Here is a 19784-nt window from a genome sequence, read left to right as displayed (position 1 = left end):
CACGTGGTGGCCATGCTCGACGATGCCGTGCGGATGGTTGCGAAGCTGGACGAGCCCGACGAGCAGAACTTCGTCGCCGCCCACGCCCGCGCCGACCTGGCCCAGCACGGCGACGAACGCCGGGCCACGACGCGCGTGTTCGGGTCGAAACCGGGGTCCTACGGGGCAGGCATTCTGCAGGTGGTTGAGGCCGGAACGTGGCGGGACGACCGGGATCTCGCCGAGGTCTACACCGCGTGGGGCGGGTTCGCGTACGGCCGCGGCCTGGACGGAACCCCCGCGCCGGATGACATGCGCACCAACTACGCGCGAATCAAGGTGGCCGCCAAGAACATCGACACCCGTGAACACGACATCGCGGACAGCGACGACTACTTTCAGTACCACGGAGGCATGATCGCGACCGTCAGGGCGCTCACCGGCTCGAACCCCAAGGCGTACGTGGGCGACTCGACGTCACCCGACGCGGTGCGCACGCGCACGCTGTCGGAGGAGACGGCCCGCGTCTTCCGTTCCCGCGTCGTCAATCCGCGGTGGATCGCCGCGATGCGACGCCACGGTTACAAGGGCGCCTTCGAACTCGCGGCGACCGTCGACTACCTGTTCGGCTTCGACGCGACGGCGGGGGTCGTGCACGATTGGATGTACGAGAAACTCGCCAGGGAGTACGTCCTGGACCCTGAGACACGGGAGTTTCTCGACACCTCCAACCCGTGGGCGCTGCACGGCATCGTGGAACGGTTGCAGGAGGCGGCCGACCGCGGCCTGTGGGCCGAGCCGGATCCGGCGACGCTCGCCGCGCTGCAGCAGGCCTACCTCGAGGTCGAAGGCGATCTGGAAGACCGCGGCCGCGGTGCGGTTCAGGCTTGACGTGAGGGTACGCATTCTCGGAGTCGGCATGGGCCCGCAGCACGTGACGCCCGAAGTCGCCGACGCGTTGCAATCGGTGGACTACGTGCTCGCCGCCGACAAGGGGGACGGGGACGGGCTCCTCGCCCTGCGCCGCGCCGTCCTCGATCAGCACGCCGACTCGGTCGAGATCGTCACGGTGCGCGACCCGGAGCGCGACCGTTCTGCCGAGTTGACCACCGACGGATATCAAGGCGCCGTTGCCGATTGGCACGAAGCGCGGGCGATGGAATACGCGGCGGTGCTGCGGACGCGTGGCGGGACCGCGGCATTCCTGGTCTGGGGGGACCCGTCACTATACGACTCCACGATTCGCATCGTGGAGAAGGTTCGCGAGCTGGGCGTGCCGGTGGACTTCGACGTACTGCCCGGCATCAGCGCACCACAGCTGCTGGCGGCCCGTCATCGCATGGTGCTGCACGAGGTCGGCAGACCGGTCCACGTGACGACCGGTCGTCGGCTACGGGACGCGGTCTCCGCGGGGCTAGACAACATCGTGGCGATGCTCAACCCGCCACCGGAGCGGCTCGACCTCGCCGGGCTGGACGACTGGACGGTCTGGTGGGGCGCCAACCTTGGAGCCACTGGGGAGCGATTGGTGACGGGCAAACTGCGAGAAGCGTTGCCCCACATCGCCGAAGCCCGAGAGAAGGCGAAGGCCAACGCAGGCTGGGTGATGGACGTGTTCCTCTTTAGGAAACCCTAGTGCCCGGCCTCCTCGTCGCGGGCACCACCAGCGACGCAGGCAAGAGCATCGTGACCACCGGGCTGTGCCGAGCCCTGGCCAGGCGCGGCATCAAGGTGGCGCCGTTCAAGGCGCAGAACATGTCGAACAACTCGATGGTGTGCGCCGGGCCGAGCGACGCGACGGGGAATCGGGACGGACCCGAAGGTGACGGCGTCGAGATCGGCCGCGCGCAGTGGGTGCAAGCCGTTGCTGCGCAATCGATTCCCGAGGCTGCGATGAATCCCGTACTGCTCAAGCCGGGCAGCGACCGCCGTAGTCACGTCGTGCTGATGGGCCGACCGTGGGGCGAGGTGTCGTCTTCGGACTGGCTGGAGGGTCGCCGCGCGCTGGCGACGGCCGCACACGCCGCGTACGACGACCTCGCTGCCCGGTTCGACGTCGTCATCGCAGAGGGCGCGGGCAGCCCGGCCGAGATCAACTTGCGCGCAGGCGATTACGTGAACATGGGGTTGGCTCGGCATGCGGGCTTGCCGACGGTGGTCGTCGGCGACATCGACCGTGGCGGGGTGTTCGCCGCGTTCCTGGGCACCGTCGCGCTGCTCTCGCCTGAGGATCAGGCGCTGGTGGCGGGGTTCGTCGTGAACAAGTTCCGTGGCGACCTCGACCTATTGGCGCCGGGGCTGCGCGACCTGGAGCGCGTCACGGGTCGACGGGTCTACGGCACCCTGCCGTGGCACCCCGATCTGTGGCTGGACTCCGAGGATGCGCTCGATCTGGCTGGCAGGCGGGCCGGGGGTGACGGGGCACGGCGGGTCGCAGTCATCCGGCTCCCGCGGATCAGCAACTTCACCGACGTCGACGCGCTCGGCCTGGAACCCGAGCTGGACGTCGTCTTCGCCTCCGACCCGCGTGCCATCGGGGACGCCGACCTGGTGGTGCTGCCCGGCACCCGGGCCACCATCGCCGATCTGGCGTGGCTGCGGTCCCGCGGGCTGGATCGCGCGGTGCGTGCGCACGTCGCGTCGGGCAAGCCGCTACTGGGCATCTGTGGTGGTTTTCAGATGCTGGGCAAGATGATTCGCGATCCCGACGGCGTCGAGGGTGGCGTTCCGGAAGTCGAGGGGCTTGGGCTGCTCGACGTGCAGACGAGCTTCGCCGCGGCGAAGGTGCTGCGGCTGCCGCAGGGCACGGCGCTCGGGGTGCCCGCGGCGGGCTACGAAATCCACCATGGCCGCACCACCCGCGGCGCCGATGCGCAGGAGTTCCTCGGCGGGGCACGGGCCGGGCAGGTGTTCGGCACCATGTGGCACGGCTCGTTGGAGGGTGACGCCCTCCGTGCGGCGTTCCTGCGCGAAACGCTCGGCCTCGACCCGTCGGGGGTCAGCTTCCCCGCGGCCCGCGATCGGCGACTCGACCTTCTCGGCCAGCTCGTCGAAGCGCACCTCGACGTCGATGCGCTCCTGACGCTCGTCGGTGACGGCCCAGGCCCCCTTCCCTTCCTCGCGCCGGGAGCGCCGTGACGGCCGCCCGGGTACTGCTCCTTGGAGGGACGTCGGAAGCCCGGGCGCTCGCCGCGCGACTGGTGGCCGACGGCGTGGACGTGACGAGTTCCCTGGCCGGTCGGGTGGCGCACCCGCGGTTGCCGGTCGGTCCCGTCCGCATCGGTGGGTTCGGCGGCGTCGAGGGACTGCGGTCGGCCCTCGCGGACTACGACGCGGTCGTCGACGCCACACATCCCTTCGCGATCACCATGTCGGCGACCGCCGTCGAAGCCTGCACCAGCGGCCCGACGCCGCGGCCTCTGCTACGGCTGGAGCGGCCGGGGTGGGCCGAGCGGGCCTTGCCGTCGTGGCACTGGGTCGACAGCCACGAGCGGGCCGCCGTCGAGGCCGCCCGGCTGGGAACGCGGCCGTTCCTCACCACGGGACGCCAGCAATTGCTGCGTTTCGTTCCGGCGTTGCGGGACAAGGCAGTACTCGCGCGCGTCGTCGACCAACCCGACGTCGCATTGCCGCCGAGCTGGCGGGTGCTCAACGATCGTGGCCCCTACGAGTTGTCGGGCGAGCTGGCCGTCCTCGGTGAACACGGCGCAGACGTGTTGGTCACCAAGGATTCTGGCGGTGAGTACACGTGGCCGAAGATGCTGGCGGCCGCCACGCTGGGGGTGCCGGTGGTGATCGTCAGTCGCCCAGGACCGCCAGGTGACGTGCCGGTGGTGTCCGGTGTCGACGACGCCGTCGCGTGGGTGCGCGCGTTGGCGTGACGTTCACCGCCGGAATCCGCGCACCAGACAGAGACCCGCAGCGCTGAGCGCCGCCGCCCATCCGACGCGATGGGCCAGTCGGTTGGCTGCCGGCACGTCGTCGAGTGACGGGGCGCGGCCCTGCCCCATCAACGCCCGGTGTTCCTGGCGATTGCCGTAGTAGGTGTTGGTGCCGCCCAGTCGAATTCCGAGGGCACCGGCGAAAGTCGCCTCCACCACACCGGCATTCGGGCTTGGGTGGCCACGTGCGTCGCGCCGCCACGCGACCAGCGCGCCACGGGGGTCCGGCGCGAGGATCGTGGTGAGCAGACCGGCCACCCTGGCACCGGGGAGCCCGAGCACGTCGTCGAAACGTGCAGCGGCCCACCCGAACCGTTCGTAACGAGCATTGTGGTGGCCCACCATGGCGTCGAGGGTGTTGGCGGCGCGATGCGCCACCAGGCCGGGCACGCCGGCGACGGCACCCCAGACATACGAGGTGACGACGGCGTCGCTGGTGTTCTCGGCCACCGATTCGATGACGGCCCTGGCGATCTCGTCGGGCGTCAGGGCGGCAGTGTCACGCCCGACGAGATTCCGCAGGCGCCTGCGGGCGCCATCCAGGTCGCCGGCGACGACGAGGTGGTGGACCGCGGCCGCCTCGCGCTCCAGCGATCGCCCGCCGAGCACCGCCCAGGTGACCGCCGCCGTCAGCAGCATGCGGGCCACCGGTTGGCGCGCCGACCGTTCCGCAGCCACCGCGGCCGCGGTCGAACCGCCCACCAGGACCAGCAGGTACCCCGCGCCCCGCAGCCTGCTGTCCTCGTACGTCCGCTGCTCGAGCCGGGCGGCCGTCTGCCCGAACGCGGCCACGGGATGGAAGCGCCGCGGATCACCGAACAGACGGTCGGCGGCATGGCCGAGAAGCAGCCCGGCGGCACGGGCGGTCAGCGATGCCCTCACCAGCGGCCGCCTACGATGGCGGAGTGCGGATCCTGGTCACCGGCGGTGTGCGCTCCGGCAAGTCCGCTCACGCCGAAGAACTTCTGTCCGGCGCCCCGGGAGTCACCTACGTAGCGCCAGGACGTCCGGCCGACGGAAGCGATCCCGACTGGGACACCAGGGTGGCCCGGCATCGGGCCCGCCGTCCCTCCGACTGGGTGACCGTCGAGACCGCGGAGATCGCCGATGCCCTGCGCGCCGCGGACGGCCCCGTCCTGATCGACTGCCTCGGCACGTGGCTCACCGCCCTGCTGGACGACGAAGAACTCTGGGACGCACCACCCGACGCGGTGTCCGATGCGGTCGCGCGGCGCCTCGACGGCCTGTGCGATGCGCTGGAGGGTGCGTCGCACGTCGTCGTGGTGACCAATGAGGTCGGTCTTGGGGTGGTGCCTGCCCACCGCTCCGGCAGGCTGTTCCGCGACCTCCTCGGCACGGTCAATCAACGGGTCGCCGTGCAGTGCGCCGAGGTGCACCTGGTGATCGCGGGTCGCGTCCTGAAGCTCTGAGGGCGCCGGCGTGGACCGCGTCGGCGAATCGCTGCGCGAGCTGGGGATGCCCGGCCCAGTGCACGTGTAGATACGACGCGTGCATGGTCGCGGACGCGAATCCTTCCGGTGCGGGCAGATCCCATGCGGCAGTCGTGCTTTCGGAGTTTCCCGCGGGTGGGGTGACGCGGGTGCGGTGAAACTCGTGCCCGGTCACCCGGTCGCCGGCCCTGGCGAGCAGCGAGTCCGTGGGAGAGGTCGCCGTTCGGTAGCCGAGGGTCAGTCGCGGTGTCATCTCGGCGGTGGCGGCGACCGCCCCGACCGACGGGGTGTCGTCCAGGGTGCGGCACAGGTAGGCCAGGCCTGCACACTCCGCAACGGTGGGCACACCCGCCTCGATGGCGGCGCACAGGTCGGTCATCAGCGCTGCGTTGGTCGCCAGTTCGCCCGCGTGCACCTCGGGAAACCCGCCGCCGAGATAGATTCCCGCGGTGCCCGACGGCAGCGCAGAATCGGTGAGCGGGTCGAAATCGACCACCTCGCAACCCGCAGCGCGCAGCAACTCCTCGGTCTCGGCGTACCGGAAGGTGAACGCTCGCCCGCCCGCCATGGCCACCACCGGGCGGGTATTCGACGCCGCACCGACCTCGCGGGAGGCGTCCCACGGCTCGTGGTCCAGAGGGGTTGCCGCCCTTGCGATGTCGAGTACGGCATCGAGGTCGACGTGCTCGGCGATCACCGCAGCCAACCGCGAAAGGGTGGCCGCCGACTCGGCCCGCTCGGCGGCGGGCACCAGGCCCAGGTGACGGGACGGCGTCTCGACCCCGGAATCGCGCGGAAGCACGCCGAGTACCGGTATCCCGGTGGGGCCCAGCGCCTCGACGACCTCGTTGGCGTGGCGTGCCGTGCTGGCCTTGTTCAGGACGACGCCCGCAATGCGGATCTTCGGGTCGAAGTGCGCGAGCCCCGAGACCACCGCCGCGTGGGTGCGTGAGGCGTGGGAGATGTCCACGACGAGGACCACCGGCGACGAGGTCAGCTGCGCGACGTGAGCGGTGGACGACTCGCCTGCCGTGCCGAGCCTGCCGTCGAACAGCCCCATCACGCCCTCGACGATCGCCACGTCGGCCGTCGCGGCGCCGTGCAGCAGGAGCGGCACGATCCGGCTCTCGCCCACCATGAACGGGTCGAGGTTGCGGCCGGGTCGACCGGTGGCCATGGCGTGGTAGCCCGGGTCGATGTAGTCGGGCCCGACCTTGTGGCCGGACACCCGAAGCCCGCGGGCGGCCAACGCCGCCATCAGTCCGGTGGCGACCGTCGTCTTGCCGTGCCCCGATGCGGGAGCGGCGATGACGACCCGGGGTAGCGCTACCACTGCAGCCCCCCGTCGCTTCGCTCGCCTACCATCCCAGCTTCCCGTCGCTTCGCTCGCCTACCACTGCAGCTTCCCGTCGCTTCGCTCGCCTACCACTCGATTCCCCGCTGTCCCTTCTGCCCCGCATCCATCGGATGCTTGACCTTGCCCATCTCGGTGACGAGGTCGGCGATGGCGGTCAGCTTCGGGTCCGCCCGCCGACCCGTGATCACCACGTGCTGGCGGCCGGGGCGGCTCGCGAGGGTGGCCACGACGTCGTCGACGTCGACCCAGCCCCAGTTGATCGGGTAGGTGAACTCGTCGAGGACGTACAGGTCGTGGGCTTCGGAGGCCAGCCTGCGCTTGATCTCCGTCCAGCCGTCGGCGGCGGCCGTCGCGTGGTCGTCCTCGGTCCCCGCCTTACGGGTCCACGACCAGCCGGCGCCCATCTTGTGCCACTCCACGGGCCCGCCCTCACCGGTCTCGGCGTGCAGGGCGCCGAGCCGCTCGAACACCGTCTGCTCGCCGATGCGCCACTTCGCGGACTTGACGAACTGGAAGACCCCGATCCGAAAGCCCTGATTCCAGCCGCGCAGCGCCAGCCCGAACGCTGCCGTCGACTTGCCCTTGCCGTCACCGGTGTGGACCATCAGCAGCGGCCGGTTGCGGCGCTGGCGGGTGGTGAGATGGTCGTCGGGAACCGTCAGCGGCTGTCCCTGCGGCATCAGGCGGCCCCCTCGCGGGTGGCGTCCCGCACGATGCCGGTGAGTGCCTCGGCGTTCACCTGGGCCAGCCGCACGTGTTCGGCGTGCAGGTGCCCGGCCAGCGTCTGGGCCAGACCCATCCGCATCCGGCCGCTCTCGCAGTCGACGACGATCGAGCTGATTCGTTGTCCGGCAACGTATTCCGCTGCTCGGAGCGACCGTGCGACCGCGTCGGCGCCAGCGGTGGCCCGGCCGTCGGTGACCACGATTAGAAGGGGTCGACGGCCCGGATCCCGCAGCCGCTCGCGGCGCACCAGGTCGGCCGCCGTCAGCAGCCCCTCCGCGAGGGGAGTGCGGCCACCCGCGGGCAGGTCCTCCAATCGCCTCGCGGCCACGTCGACCGAGCGCGTCGCGGGCAGCGCCACCTCGGCGTCGGACCCCCGGAACGTCACGACGCCCACCCTGTCTCGGCGGCGGTAGGCGTCGAGCAGCAGCGACAGGATCGCCGTCTTCACCGCCTGCATCCGCTCCCTGGCCGCCATCGAGCCCGACGTGTCGACCACGAACAGGACGAAGTTCGCCTCCCGGCCCTCGCGCACCGCCCGCCGCAGATCTTCGGCGCGTAGCAGCAGTCGGCCCGACGTGCGGCCGCGACCTGCCTGGCGAGGGGCGGCCGCGCGGACGGTCTCGATCAGGTGGATGCCGGTACCCGTCGTGCTGAGCGGGGTGGCCCCGGTGCGACGGCCCGAGGTGGTGCGGGCCCGGCTTCGCTTGCCGGCCTGCCCTTCTCCGACGCCGTCGACGGTGAAGAGTCGAGCCCGGTACGGCTCCCCGGCCCCGACCGGGGCCGGTCGGGTGCCACCCGATGTGGGAGCGTCGCCGTTCTGCCGGGGTGGCGGTGTGCCGTCCTCGGGTGGGGGCGGGCCGCCGTCGGGCCCGTCGGGATCTGGTTCTGGCTCATCGGTATCGGACTCGGGAAGGTCCGAGTCGGGCGGGAGCAGGTCGTCGAGCTCACTGTCCTGCAGGCCCGGCGCGTCGAACGGATTGCGACGCCTCCGGTGCGGAAGGGCAAGGCGTGCTGCCACCCGCAGATCCTCGACGGTGACGTCGTCGCGGCCCTGCCACGCCGCGTGCGCAGCCGCAGTGCGCGCGGTGACGATGTCGGCGCGCATCCCGTCGACGCCGAACGCGGAGCACACCTCGGCCACCTTCAACAGCGTCGCTGCGGTCAGTGCGACGTCGCGCACCCGTGCCTGCGCTTCCCGGATCCGCTCGCGCAGGCGAGCCTCGGCGTCGGCGTACTGGCTGCGGAACGCCTCGGGGTCGGCGTCGAACGCGAGCCTGCGGCGCACCACTTCCGCGCGCTGCGCGGGATCTCTCGGAGCCGCCACCTCCACGCTGAGCCCGAAGCGGTCCAGGAGCTGGGGCCGCAGTTCGCCCTCCTCCGGGTTCATCGTTCCGACGATCACGAAGCTGGCGGCGTGCGTGACCGAGATGCCGTCGCGCTCGACGGTCAGCCTGCCCATCGCGGCAGCGTCGAGCAGCAGGTCGACCAGGTGGTCGTGCAGAAGGTTGACCTCGTCGACGTACAGGATGCCGCGGTGCGCCTTGGCCAGCAGTCCCGGCTCGAAGGCCACCGCGCCGTCGCTCAGGGCGCGCTCGAGCTGGATGGATCCCGCCACCCGGTCCTCGGTGGCGCCGACCGGCAGTTCGACGAGCCGCACCGGACGGATCTCGACGGCCGCGTCCGCCGCGAACGGACCGTCCGGTGACAGGGGCTCAGGCTCGTCGGGGTCGGTGGAGAACCGGTCGCCCGCGATCACGCGGATGTCGGGAAGCAGGTCGGCCAGCGCTCGCACCAGGGTCGACTTGGCGGTGCCCTTCTCCCCACGGACGAGTACCCCCCCGATGCCGGGGGACACAGTGGACAACACCAGGGCCAGCGCCATGTCGTCGAGCCCGTCGGGCGCATCTGGGTCGGCGCCGAGCACGGCGGGGAACGGGTATAGCTGCAGCACGAGATGCTCCGCTCGTAGGTGCGAACCGGTATGGGCCACGCGCGAGGCCGGTCTTCGGACTGACCGGGTCCCGCTCCCGGTCGGGAGGGGCTCGGATCACCGCAGCGGGCCTGTGCCGGACTCTCACCGGGCTTCCCAGATTCTCCCCCTGGACCTACCTCGCCGTTTCCGACTCGGGGGTGCAGGGGGCACCTCGCACGGCTCACGCTAACACCGTCGGCTCCGAAGGCACGCTCAGCGCTGGGAGCGATCCCGCTGTTCGGACCGATCCCGTGCGGGGTCGTACAGGTGGCTCTCCCCGGCGCCGGGGTCGGGTCGGTCGGCCAGTGCGCGGCCGACGAGGATCACCGCGGCCTGACGCAGACCGGCGGCCTCCACCTGGTCGGCGATGTCGGCGATGGTGCCCCGCAGGACGAGTTCGGCGGGTTGCGACGCCCGATGGACCACCACGACGGGGCAGTCCGATCCATGGGACGCCACTAGCTGGGCCATGAGCTCGCGGGTCTGCGTGATCGCCAGGTGCAGCACCAAGGTGGCCCTCGTCGCGGCGAACGCCGCCAGCGACTCGGAGTCCGGCATCGCCGTCGAGCGGTGCTGGGCCCTGGTGAGCACTACCGACTGGGCGACCAGGGGCACGGTCAGTTCACGACCCACCGCCGCGGCCGCCGCGGCATACGCGGGAACGCCGGGGGTCACCGACCACGGCACGCCCGCGGCGTCGAGCCTGCGGGTCTGCTCGGACACCGCGCTGTAGATCGTCGGGTCGCCCGACACCAGGCGCACCACCCGCTGCCCGGCTCGATGTGCCGTCACGATGCGATCCACGATGGCGTCGAGATCGAGGAGTCGGGTATCGACGAGATCGGCTGCGGGAGAGCAGTTCTCGAGCACGTCCGCATCGAGGTAGGTGCCAGGGTAGAGCACCACGTCGGCCTGGCCGAGCAGTCGGGCCGCGCGCAGGGTCAGCAGGTCGGCGGCGCCCGGTCCCGCGCCGACGAACTGGACGGGGTGGCTCACCTGCCCCACCTCATCGAACCCAGCGCGGCGTCCACACCCGCCCCGATGCGGTCACCCGGGTCGCGGCGGCACCGACCAGAAGCAGGCACTTCATGTCGATGGCGTCGGTGTCCAAGTCGCCGAGGGTGGTTACCGTCAGCGACTCCTCGGCGCGGCCGACGTCGCGGCCGATCACCACGACGGTGTCGGCGTGTCGGTGTTCGAGAAGTACCTTGCGCGCCGCCGCAATCTGATCGGGACGCGCCCGCGAGGCGGGGTTGTAAATCGCCAGCACCAGATCCGCCTCGGCCACCGCGCGCAACCGGGTTTCGATGACCGACCACGGCTTGAGCCGGTCGGACAGGCTCAGTACCGCGAAGTCGGCACCGATCGGCGCCCCGGCGCGGGCAGCCACCGCCTGCACCGCGGACACCCCGGGTATGACCCTGATCGGCACGTCGACATAACGATCGTCCTCGGCAGCCTCGAAAACCGCTGCCGCCATGCCGAATACGCCCGCATCGCCGCCGGACACCACCGCCACCGTCTCGCCTCGACTGGCGATGTCCAGGGCGAAGCGCGCCCGGTCCACCTCGACGGTGTTGCCGGAAGCGTGGCGCTGCAAGCCTTCTCGTTGCGGCACCCTGGCGACGTAGGGCCCGTACCCCACCACGTGGTCGACCTCGGCGAGGGCGGCCGTCGCCTCCGGCGTCAGCCAGTCATCAGGACCCGGACCAAGACCGACGACCAACAGCTCGGTGGGCCCGGCAACCGTGTCGGCCACGGGGACGACCACATCGGGGGCCACCACATCGCCCTGCGCGCGGGAACGCGACCCGTTGAGGGAGTCCCCGTTGACGACGATCAGGGACAGGTACGGCACGGTGGTCTCGTCGACGTCCGCGACGGGCATCCACCGCTGCTCGGGGTGGCTGGCCCGCTCGACGTACAGCGCGTGCGCGAGCCGCCCGGAGGCCGCCAGCGCTCGCCGGACCGCGGGGAACGTGCGGCCCAGTTTCATGATGATGGCGCCGTCGGTATCGGCCAGCCTGCGCGCCAGCTCGGACTCGGGAAGAGTGCCGGGCAGCACGGTGAGGACGTCGGTCTGGCGCACCAGCGGCGACGCAGTGGTCGCCGTCGCGGCGAGGAAGGCGGGGAGACCGGGAACCACCTCGGTGGGGTAGCGACCGCTCAGGCGGTCGTGCATGTACATGTACGAGCCGTAGAAGAGGGGGTCGCCCTCGGCCAGCAGCACCACGCTTCGGCCCTGCGCGAGGTGCGCCGCGAGACGGGCCGCGGACTGCTCGTAGAAGTCGGCGAGCGCGCCCGCGTAACCGCCAGGATGGTCGGTGCTGCCCGTGGTGACGGGATAGCGAAGTTCCTCCTCCAGCACGCCGTCGCGAATGAGGTCCGCGGCGATGCCGCGCGCATACGACTGCTTGTTGACCCCGGCGTGGTAGGCGACGACGTCGGCCTCGCCGATGATCCTCGCGGCCTTGATGGTGATCAGCTCGGGATCGCCAGGACCCAACCCGACGCCGTAGAACCGACCGACGTTCGGCGTCATTCCGTCTCCGACGCAAGCGCATTGAGCGCGGATGACGTCATCGCGGAGCCACCGAGGCGACCGCGGATCGTCACGAACGGGATGTCGATGCCGTGCTCGTCGGAGTACGAGATCAACGCATCCTTGGACTCGGCGGCACCGATGAACCCGACCGGGCAACCGATTATCGCCGCGGGCCTTGGCGCCCCATCGAGGATCAGCTCGAGCAGGTGGAAGAGCGCCGTCGGAGCATTGCCGATCGCGACGACGGCGCCGTCCAACAGCGGCGTCCACAGAGACACGGCGGCCGCGGTGCGGGTGGTGCTCCACTCGCGGGCGAGCCCGGGTACCCGTTCGTCGTGCAGGAAGCAGTGCACGTCATTGCCCGCAGGCAACCGGCTCGCGGTGATCCCGGTGGCGACCATGCGCGCGTCGCACAGGATCGGGGCTCCCGAGTCCAGCGCGGCCCTGGCGGAGCGAACCAGATCGGAATGGATGACCAGATCCTTGATCAGACCGGGCTGGCCCGTGCCATGGATCATCCGGACCGCCAACTTCTCGGCCTCCGGCGGGATCGCCGACAGGTCGGCCTCGCGGCGGATCGCAGCGAACGAATCCAGGTAGATGGCAGGGCCGTCGTCGACGTAGTCGTATCGCTTGGTGGGGCGGGCGAGCTGATCGGAGCTGGTCATCAGGATCCTCCGCGGGCGGCTGGGATGAGAATGCCCTGCCAGGGGGTGACGACGACGTCGGCGACGTCGTCGGGGATGCGGTCCAACAGCGTGCGGGCCCGCGCGGAGGTGAGGACGCCGTCGGGCACGGGCACATGAGTGCCACCGGGCACGATGCCGTGGGCCAGCGCCGGTGCGGCGGCTGGCAGTCGTGGATCGGGGACGACGGGCGGCCGCAGTGGCGTGGCCAGCTCGCGCAGGTGCCATGGCGCGTCGGGCCCCGAGCCGCGAGCCGCCAGGAATGCCGTTGCCAGCCCGGTCAGCTGCGACGCGGCCTCGTCCAGGGCAATGACGTCGCCCCAGGCATCGCCGACGCGCAGCTGCGCTCGGCGGCCGTCCAGCGCGACGAGCCCCAGATCGGTGCCGCGGCGCCCGACGCCGGTCAGCCTTCCCATCAGGTCGCCGCGGCCGTCGTCCAGCGTGAACAGGAAGCGACCCGGCAGCAGGCTCAGGTCGACGTCGCTGCGCAGCGCCACGTCGAGGTCGCGGGCGACGCCGCGCAGGTCCGCCCGGCCGCCCGCCAGGCCGGTCTGCGGAGACATCAAGACGTTGCGGACCAACTCGTGGGTCCTCGACGGTAGGAGTCCGGTGGAGGTCAGGGCCGCCAAGGCGGCCGCGGTCAGCTGCCCGCCCTCGCCGGGAAGTCCCCGCACCTGCAGGTTGGCCCGCGACGTGAGGTGAAGGTCGCCGTCGGCGAAGTCCGCACTGACCCGGATCAATCGGGCCAGCGCCGACACCGGAAGACGGCCACCGATCAGTCGCAGGCGGACCAGCAGGCCGTCGTCGGCCCGCCACGGCCGAAATGCCCCCGGGCACATGTCGGGGCGGGTCCGCGCCTCCGCCATTCGTCCTCCCGGTGTTTGCGCAGATCACCTTACTAGCAGCGACTTCGGCCGCCGGCGCGTGCGTTTCCGTTCCCAAGTCCTCGTCCCACGTCCTCCCCCAAGCTGCCACGACTCGGGGAGCGTTCAGTTATCGTGCCTTGATGAGTGACCTGGCCAAGCCCTCTGCCCAGACCGGTCCGACCCTCGCCCCGACCAGCACCAAGCGCGCAGTGCTGAACACCATGAAGGGCTCCGCGGGAAACCTCGTCGAGTGGTACGACGTCTACGTCTACACCGTCTTCGCCACCTACTTCGAGGCGCAGTTCTTCGACAAGGCCGACACCAACTCGACGCTGTACATCTACGCGATCTTCGCCGTCACCTTCGTGATGCGGCCGGTCGGCTCCTGGTTCTTCGGCCGGTACGCCGACCGCCGCGGCCGCAAGGCCGCCCTCATGTTCAGCATCACCGTCATGTCGACCTGTTCGTTCGTGGTGGCGGTCATGCCGACGCGGGAGATCATCGGCTGGTGGGCAGCCGTCATCCTCGTCGTCGCCCGCCTGGTGCAGGGCTTCGCCACCGGCGGTGAGTACGGCACGTCGGCGACCTACATGTCCGAGGCGGCCACGGCGAACCGGCGCGGCTTCCTCTCGTCGTTCCAGTACGTCACCCTCGTCGGCGGCCACGTGCTCGCGCAGTTCACCCTGCTGATCCTGCTGAGCGTGATCGACGTCGAAGCCGTCACGGCGTGGGGCTGGCGGGTCGGCTTCTTCATCGGTGGCATTGCGGCGCTGGTGGTGCTCTGGATGCGGCGATCCATGGACGAGTCGCTCAGCGAGTCGCACCTGGAGGCGATCCGCGAGGGCAAGGACCGCTCGGCGGGGTCGTTGAAGGCTCTGTTCACCACCCATTGGCGGCCGCTGCTGTTGGTCTTCCTCATCACCGCAGGCGGCACGGTGGCGTTCTACACCTACACGATCAACGCGCCCGCGATCGTCAAGTCGGCATTCGGGTCCGACCGGGCGCTGACGGCGACGTGGATCAACCTCGCCGGACTCATCTTCCTTCTGCTTCTCCAGCCCGTCGGCGGCCTCATCAGCGACCGGGTCGGCCGCAAGCCGCTGCTGGTGTTCTTCGGCGTCGGCGGCGTCATCTACACCTACTTCCTGCTGACCTACCTGCCGGAGGCCAGCTCGCCGCTCGCCGCCTTCGCGCTGACCGCCGTCGGCTACGTCATCCTCACGGGGTACACGTCGGTGAATGCGATCGTGAAGGCGGAGCTGTTCCCCGCCGAGATCCGGGCTCTCGGTGTGGGATTGGGCTATGCGTTGGCGAATTCCGTCTTCGGTGGCACGGCACCGCTGCTCTTTCAGGCGGCCAAGGGCGCGGACAACGTCGGCTGGTTCATCGTCTACGTCACGGTGGTCATCGGCGTCAGCCTGGTGGTGTACGTCTTCGCGCTGAAGAACAAGGCGACCACCTTCCTCGACCGCGAACAGGGCAGCGCCTGGGGGATACCGGCCGCCCGCTGACGTCGTCGCTCGATCGGGGATTCGCCAGCCGACGGCCGAACCTCAGCGCTTCTCGACGCGCAGCCAGCCCAACGTCACTTCGGTGCCGCTGCCGGTGGCATCGATCGCCGTGCTGTCCGCGAGGGCACGCATGAGCGGAATGCCGCGCCCGCGAAGCTGGGGTGGCGGCACCACGGTGGGCCGCCAGTGGCCGTGGTCGGCAACGGTGACGTCCAGGGTGCCGGAGTCCGCGGCGTGGATGGCGTGCAGGTCAAGCGTCCCTGCCTGCGGCGGATTCGGGTACGCGTGCTCCGCGGCGTTGGCCAGGGCCTCGTACACCGCGAGCAGGACGTCGTTCATCCGCTCGTCGTCGAGGACGAAGTGATTGCGCAGCCAGGCAGCGAACTCGTTGCGCACCAGCGCCGCGTCGGCAGCAGCGGAGTGCACGCCGACGCGCATGAAGCGTGCGTCACCGCCAACGTGAGAGGCGAGGTGCAGAGAGTCGTCGTCCATGGGTGGCTAGCGGATACCCCGTGGGGGACCCGCTCACCCGTGCTGTGACGCGATCAATGCCTCGTCGAGCGTGCGATAGAGCGGGATCGCCGCATCGATGCCCATCAACTTCATCGGCCGACTGGTGCCGAGGCCATCGGCAACGACCAGGAACTGCGCCGTCGGACCGAGTTGCCGTTGCGCGGTGACCAGAGCGGTCATGCCCGCCGATGCCAGGAAGTCCACGTCGGACAGGTCGACGATCACCGTGGCGTGGTCCCGGGGAAGGACCTCGAGGACGGCCTCGTTGATGCGGGGCGCGGTCAGCATGTCGACGTCACCATGCACCGACAACACGACGGCCGCACCGGTCTCGCGGGTGTCGACGTGAAACTGCGGGCCGTTGGCGGTCTCGTCCTCGCCGTCCCCCGAAGCGGGTACGACGGGTTCGACCATGGGTGACCTCATAACTTGCGTGATCGCCGCGGAGCCTGCCGCAGTCGACGCCGACCACCCTAGTCCAGAAGACCGAATGGGCAACGCTGCCTGCCCAGTGACGAGCAATGGGACAATCGGCCGGTGGACGTGCGCGCCAGGAACAACGTGAAGATCGTCGGGACGCCCGACGGTCCGACCGTGATGTTGGCGCATGGGTTCGGGTGCGACCAGAATCTGTGGCGGCTGGTCACGGCGCGGTTGGCGCCGAACTTTCGGGTGGTGTTGTTCGACCACGTCGGCGCGGGGGCGTCAGATCCGTCCGCGTGGGATGCCGATCGGTATGCGTCGCTGACCAGCTACGCCGACGACGTCCTCGACATCCTCCGCGAGCTCGAGCTGACCGACGTGGTGTTCGTCGGACATTCGGTCGCCGCCATGATCGGCGTGTTGGCTGCGGTCGCCGAACCGGAACGCTTCGCCGGTCTGGTGCTGCTCACCCCGTCACCGCGTTATCTCGACGACGACGGCTACCGCGGAGGGTTCTCCCGGGCCGACATCGACGATCTCCTCGAGTCGCTGGAGAGCAACTACCTGGGCTGGTCGCGGGCGATGGCGCCGACGATCATGGGGACGCCCGAGCGGCCCGAGTTGGGCGACGAGCTGACCGACAGCTTCTGTCGGACCGAGCCGTCCATGGCGCTGGTCTTCGCCCGCACCACATTTCTCTCCGACAATCGCGCCGATCTGGGTCGGGTGTCGGTGCCGACGTTGGTCATCGAGTGCGCCCACGACACGCTGGCCCCGCGCGAGGTCGGCGCCTACGTGCACGAACACATCGGCGGCAGCGAGCTGGTCACCCTGGACGCCGCCGGGCACTGCCCCCACCTCAGTGCGCCCGACGAGACGGCGGCTGCGATCGCGTCGTTCGTGCGCCGACGGTGACCCCGGCACCCGGCGGCGACGTCGGCGATCTAGACGACACAGGCGATCTATTCGACACAGGCGATCTATACGACAACGCGGCCAGCGGGCACCTCTCGGTGCGACCCGACGGTCGCATCGCCTCGGCCAACGCGACGCTGGCGCGATGGCTGGGTTACCAGCCGACCGCGTTGCGCGGGAGGACCTTCGTCGATCTGCTCAGCGCCGGTAGCCGCATTCACCACGAAACGCACTTCGCCCCCCTGTTGCGGATGCACGGCTACGTCGGGGGCCTGGCGGTGGACCTCGTCGCGGCCGACGGCACGCGGGTGCCGGTACTGCTGTCCGCCAACGCGAAGGTCGACGCGGGCGGCGAGCTGATCCTGATGCGCGTGACCGTGCAGGACGACAGCGACCGCCGTTCGTACGAGCGCGAGCTCCTCGATGCGCGGCGACGGGCCGACCGGGAACGGATGCGAGCGCAGGAACTCGCGACGACGCTGCAGCGCTCGCTGATCCCGCCGTCGCTGTCGCCGCCGCCGGGTCTCGACGCGACCGCGTACTACCACCCGGCTTCGGTCGACGACGTGGGCGGCGACTTCTACGACCTGTTTCCGTTGTCGAAGGACAAGTGGGCGTTCTTCCTCGGCGACGTCTCCGGCAAGGGGGCCGGCGCCGCGGCGGTCACCTCGTTGACCCGATACACGCTACGTGCGGCTGCGGTGTACGACGACGACCCCGTTGCGGTGCTGCAGAACCTGGACACCGTGCTGAGTCACGAGTTCCACGGCGACGATCCCAGGTTCTGCACCGTCATCTTCGGTGTGCTCCAGAAGGGCTCCGACGACGGGTTCGACGTCACCTTGGCGACGGGTGGGCACCCGCCCGCGCTGCTGTTGGCCGCCGACGGGCGAGCCCGGTACGTCTACACGGCGGGCGGCCATGCCGTCGGCCTCCTGCCGTCCGCGCGATTCGTCTCGGTCCGAATGCATTTGGCGCCGGGCGACACCCTGGTCCTGTACTCCGACGGTCTGACCGAGGCGCGGACCGGGGTGGGCAAGGAACGGTACGACGACCACGACGCCTTGCTCGGGTTCGCGGTGGCGCACAGTCCGGCCTCCGCCGACGGCATCGTCTCGGAGATCCGGTCACTGTTGGCCGGCTTCGGTGCCGGGCTCGAGGACGACGTCGCGGTGCTGGCGCTGGGCGTGCCACGCACGTGAGACCAGCTATACGTGCCGCGGAAACGCTTGGGGCGCAATCAGAACCACGGCGAGACCGAGTGTCACCAGCGCGGCACTGACCCACGGCAAGCCGCCGAGGCCGATGAGCGGGAGCAGACCTGCGCCGATCGCCGCCCCACCCGCGATGCCGACGTTCGTGCTGGCGTTGATCCAGGCACCCGCGAGTTCGGGCGTGACCGCATGGGTGCGTACGGCATTGGCCTGGTAGATCGAGGGCACACCGCCGAACGCGCCGCTCCACACCGCGGCGGCGGCGATGACGGCGACCAGCACGGGGAACCCAGCGCCAGCTGCGAGGATCGCGGCGATGACGACGGACAGGACCACGATCGTCGTCCGGCGCGGCCGATGGTCGAGAGAGCGTGCGGCGTAAGTGAGGCCAGCAAGTCCAGAAAGACCGCACATCAACAGCAGTGGTCCGATGAGCACCGGTCGTGCGCCCGCGTCGAGGAACATCAAGGCGATGAACGTGTACAGCGTGAACTGCCCGAGGAAGGTGAGCGCGTTGGACATCACCACTGCCGTGAGTGTCGTTCGCCCACTATGACTCTGGGCAGGTCTGCTCGGACGGTCGTTGCTCACCGCGGGCAGCAGTTTGGCGACCAGGGCCAGCGTCAGTAGGGACAGCGCGCCGAGAACCCCGAAGGACGTCCGCCAGCCAAGGGCAGTGCCGAGCGACGTGGACAACGGGACGCCGAGCACGAAACCCGCGGTCGCGCCGCTGGCCGCGATCGCGAGTGCGCGACCGACCTGGGCGCCGGAGACCAATCGTGGGGCGTATCCGATGCACAGGGAGAAGAACAGGGCGTGCGTCACCCCGCCCAGCACCCGGCCGACGGCCAGCACCGCGAAGGTCGGCGCCAGGGCCACCAGCACGTTGCTCAGCGCGTAGCAGAACAAGGTGGTCAGTAGCAGGGGCTTGCGTGGGAATCGGGTGGTGGCCAGGGTCAGCGGGACGGCGAAGACGGCGACCATGACGGCGTAGAGACTGACCAGCAGTCCGGTGACCGAATCCGCGACGGCGAACGACTCGCCGATCGCAGGCAGCAAACCGACGGGCAACATCTCGGTCGTGACGGCCAGGCAGGAGGCCAGTGCCAGGGATAGCAGGCCCGCGAGGTGGGGCCGAAGACCGTTGCCGGACGGGTCGACTTCAGCAGGGGCCTTCACTGAGATGAATATACTCAGACGTCGAGTTTATTCAAATAGAATCGTGCGATGAGCATTCGGGACCAGCACCCCGCGACGCAGCAGCGATGGTTCGGTGCCGCACAGCTCATCGCGCTGGTCCGCGCCGAGCCGGGGATCACCCGGGCCGCCGCAGCGTCGCGGCTCGGGATCGGCAGCGGCGGCGCGGCCGACCTGGTCGCCCGGTTGCGTCGGGCCACCCTGCTCGACGAGACGCCTGCGCCCGCCACCGGCCGCGGAAGACCGACCACGGTGCTGGGCGCCCACCCGGACGGCCCGCTAGTGATCGCGGCCGAATTACGTTCCGGTGACTGGCGATTGGCGTTGGCGGGTATTGACGGGGAGGCCCACGCCGTCGCATCGGCCCGCAATTCGGTCACGGGATCAGGGCGCCTGCTCGCCGACGTGCGGAAGGCGATCACCAGCCTGCACGAGCGCCACGCGGATCGGATCCGGGCCGTGGCGGTCTCCGTCGCGGGCACCGTCAG

The 19784-nt window shown here is 70.3% G+C and carries 19 protein-coding genes, 1 pseudogene and 1 riboswitch; of the genes and pseudogenes, 9 read left to right on the top strand and 11 right to left on the bottom strand.

Annotation, left to right across the window (positions count from 1 at the left end):
- The 4 genes from ABW137_RS29480 to ABW137_RS29465 all read left to right on the top strand — a co-directional run.
- Positions 1 to 870, top strand: an 870-nt coding sequence (locus tag ABW137_RS29480; RefSeq protein ID WP_526405380.1) for a cobaltochelatase subunit CobN, incomplete at its 5' end; no start/stop codon positions are given.
- A 1-nt stretch (position 871) separates the two neighbouring features.
- On the top strand, positions 872 to 1615 hold the full coding sequence (gene cobF / locus ABW137_RS29475) for a precorrin-6A synthase (deacetylating) (protein ID WP_526405378.1): 744 nt from the start codon (positions 872 to 874) through the stop codon (positions 1613 to 1615).
- Complete coding sequence (locus ABW137_RS29470) at positions 1615 to 3117, top strand: cobyric acid synthase (RefSeq protein WP_526405376.1); 1503 nt, start codon at positions 1615 to 1617, stop codon at positions 3115 to 3117. The genes cobF and ABW137_RS29470 overlap by 1 nt, the downstream gene beginning before the upstream one ends.
- Positions 3114 to 3860, top strand: coding sequence for a cobalt-precorrin-6A reductase (locus ABW137_RS29465; protein WP_526405374.1), 747 nt, complete (start codon positions 3114 to 3116; stop codon positions 3858 to 3860). Before ABW137_RS29470 ends, ABW137_RS29465 begins: the two co-directional genes overlap by 4 nt.
- A 3-nt stretch (positions 3861 to 3863) precedes the next feature.
- On the opposite strand, the gene ABW137_RS29460 is transcribed toward ABW137_RS29465, so the two are convergent.
- Complete coding sequence (locus ABW137_RS29460; protein ID WP_526405372.1) at positions 3864 to 4802, bottom strand: cobalamin biosynthesis protein; 939 nt, start codon at positions 4800 to 4802, stop codon at positions 3864 to 3866.
- A 23-nt stretch (positions 4803 to 4825) separates the two neighbouring features.
- On the opposite strand from ABW137_RS29460, the gene ABW137_RS29455 reads away from it, so the two are divergent.
- Positions 4826 to 5350 (top strand): bifunctional adenosylcobinamide kinase/adenosylcobinamide-phosphate guanylyltransferase, encoded by a 525-nt coding sequence (locus tag ABW137_RS29455; protein WP_526405384.1) that lies wholly within the window; start codon positions 4826 to 4828, stop codon positions 5348 to 5350.
- Here the strand turns inward: ABW137_RS29455 and ABW137_RS29450 are convergent.
- The 7 genes from ABW137_RS29450 to ABW137_RS29420 all read right to left on the bottom strand — a co-directional run bounded on the left by ABW137_RS29450 (position 5280) and on the right by ABW137_RS29420 (position 13523).
- Positions 5280 to 6704, bottom strand: coding sequence for a cobyrinic acid a,c-diamide synthase CobB (locus ABW137_RS29450; protein ID WP_526405370.1), 1425 nt, complete (start codon positions 6702 to 6704; stop codon positions 5280 to 5282). The two genes, ABW137_RS29455 and ABW137_RS29450, sit on opposite strands and share 71 nt — an antisense overlap.
- Before the next feature lie 89 nt (positions 6705 to 6793).
- Positions 6794 to 7408, bottom strand: a complete 615-nt coding sequence (gene cobO, locus ABW137_RS29445; RefSeq protein WP_526405368.1) for a cob(I)yrinic acid a,c-diamide adenosyltransferase — start codon at positions 7406 to 7408, stop codon at positions 6794 to 6796.
- Positions 7408 to 9402 carry a VWA domain-containing protein gene (locus ABW137_RS29440; RefSeq protein ID WP_526405382.1) on the bottom strand — a complete coding sequence of 665 codons (1995 nt, stop codon included), beginning with the start codon at positions 9400 to 9402 and terminating at the stop codon, positions 7408 to 7410. Before ABW137_RS29440 ends, cobO begins: the two co-directional genes overlap by 1 nt.
- A 31-nt stretch (positions 9403 to 9433) precedes the next feature.
- Positions 9434 to 9616, bottom strand: a riboswitch (cobalamin riboswitch).
- A 23-nt stretch (positions 9617 to 9639) separates the two neighbouring features.
- Positions 9640 to 10422: a cobalt-precorrin-4/precorrin-4 C(11)-methyltransferase gene (locus ABW137_RS29435; protein WP_526405366.1), complete on the bottom strand. Its 783-nt coding sequence runs from the start codon at positions 10420 to 10422 to the stop codon at positions 9640 to 9642.
- Between the two features lie 10 nt (positions 10423 to 10432).
- On the bottom strand, positions 10433 to 11968 hold the full coding sequence (locus ABW137_RS29430) for a precorrin-2 C(20)-methyltransferase (protein WP_526405364.1): 1536 nt from the start codon (positions 11966 to 11968) through the stop codon (positions 10433 to 10435).
- On the bottom strand, positions 11965 to 12639 hold the full coding sequence (locus ABW137_RS29425; protein ID WP_526405363.1) for a precorrin-8X methylmutase: 675 nt from the start codon (positions 12637 to 12639) through the stop codon (positions 11965 to 11967). Before ABW137_RS29425 ends, ABW137_RS29430 begins: the two co-directional genes overlap by 4 nt.
- Complete coding sequence (locus ABW137_RS29420) at positions 12639 to 13523, bottom strand: ferredoxin-like domain-containing protein (protein ID WP_526405361.1); 885 nt, start codon at positions 13521 to 13523, stop codon at positions 12639 to 12641. The genes ABW137_RS29425 and ABW137_RS29420 overlap by 1 nt, the downstream gene beginning before the upstream one ends.
- A 140-nt stretch (positions 13524 to 13663) precedes the next feature.
- Between ABW137_RS29420 and ABW137_RS29415 the strand changes: the two genes are divergently transcribed.
- Positions 13664 to 15034, top strand: a complete 1371-nt coding sequence (locus ABW137_RS29415; RefSeq protein ID WP_526405359.1) for an MFS transporter — start codon at positions 13664 to 13666, stop codon at positions 15032 to 15034.
- A 42-nt stretch (positions 15035 to 15076) separates the two neighbouring features.
- On the opposite strand, the gene ABW137_RS29410 is transcribed toward ABW137_RS29415, so the two are convergent.
- Together ABW137_RS29410 and ABW137_RS29405 are read right to left on the bottom strand one after the other, a co-directional pair.
- Positions 15077 to 15526 carry an ATP-binding protein gene (locus ABW137_RS29410; RefSeq protein WP_526405357.1) on the bottom strand — a complete coding sequence of 150 codons (450 nt, stop codon included), beginning with the start codon at positions 15524 to 15526 and terminating at the stop codon, positions 15077 to 15079.
- 33 nt (positions 15527 to 15559) lie between these two features.
- The gene (locus ABW137_RS29405) at positions 15560 to 15961 is read right to left on the bottom strand and encodes an STAS domain-containing protein (RefSeq protein WP_526405355.1); all 402 of its coding nucleotides are present in this window, start codon (positions 15959 to 15961) and stop codon (positions 15560 to 15562) included.
- Between the two features lie 123 nt (positions 15962 to 16084).
- On the opposite strand from ABW137_RS29405, the gene ABW137_RS29400 reads away from it, so the two are divergent.
- Complete coding sequence (locus ABW137_RS29400; protein WP_526405353.1) at positions 16085 to 16885, top strand: alpha/beta fold hydrolase; 801 nt, start codon at positions 16085 to 16087, stop codon at positions 16883 to 16885.
- Complete coding sequence (locus ABW137_RS29395) at positions 16882 to 18087, top strand: PP2C family protein-serine/threonine phosphatase (protein WP_526405351.1); 1206 nt, start codon at positions 16882 to 16884, stop codon at positions 18085 to 18087. The genes ABW137_RS29400 and ABW137_RS29395 overlap by 4 nt, the downstream gene beginning before the upstream one ends.
- Positions 18088 to 18093: 6 nt before the next feature.
- On the opposite strand, the gene ABW137_RS29390 is transcribed toward ABW137_RS29395, so the two are convergent.
- The gene (locus ABW137_RS29390; protein WP_526405349.1) at positions 18094 to 19278 is read right to left on the bottom strand and encodes an MFS transporter; all 1185 of its coding nucleotides are present in this window, start codon (positions 19276 to 19278) and stop codon (positions 18094 to 18096) included.
- Between the two features lie 48 nt (positions 19279 to 19326).
- On the opposite strand from ABW137_RS29390, the pseudogene ABW137_RS29385 reads away from it, so the two are divergent.
- Positions 19327 to 19784 (top strand): annotated as a pseudogene (locus ABW137_RS29385) (XylR family transcriptional regulator); the annotation flags it as partial.

The sequence above is a fragment of the Mycobacterium sp. genome (assembly GCF_040509115.1).
Taxonomy (GTDB): domain Bacteria; phylum Actinomycetota; class Actinomycetes; order Mycobacteriales; family Mycobacteriaceae; genus Mycobacterium.
Note: the sequence above shows the minus strand (reverse complement) of the source record. Positions and strands in the feature narration are given on the sequence as shown.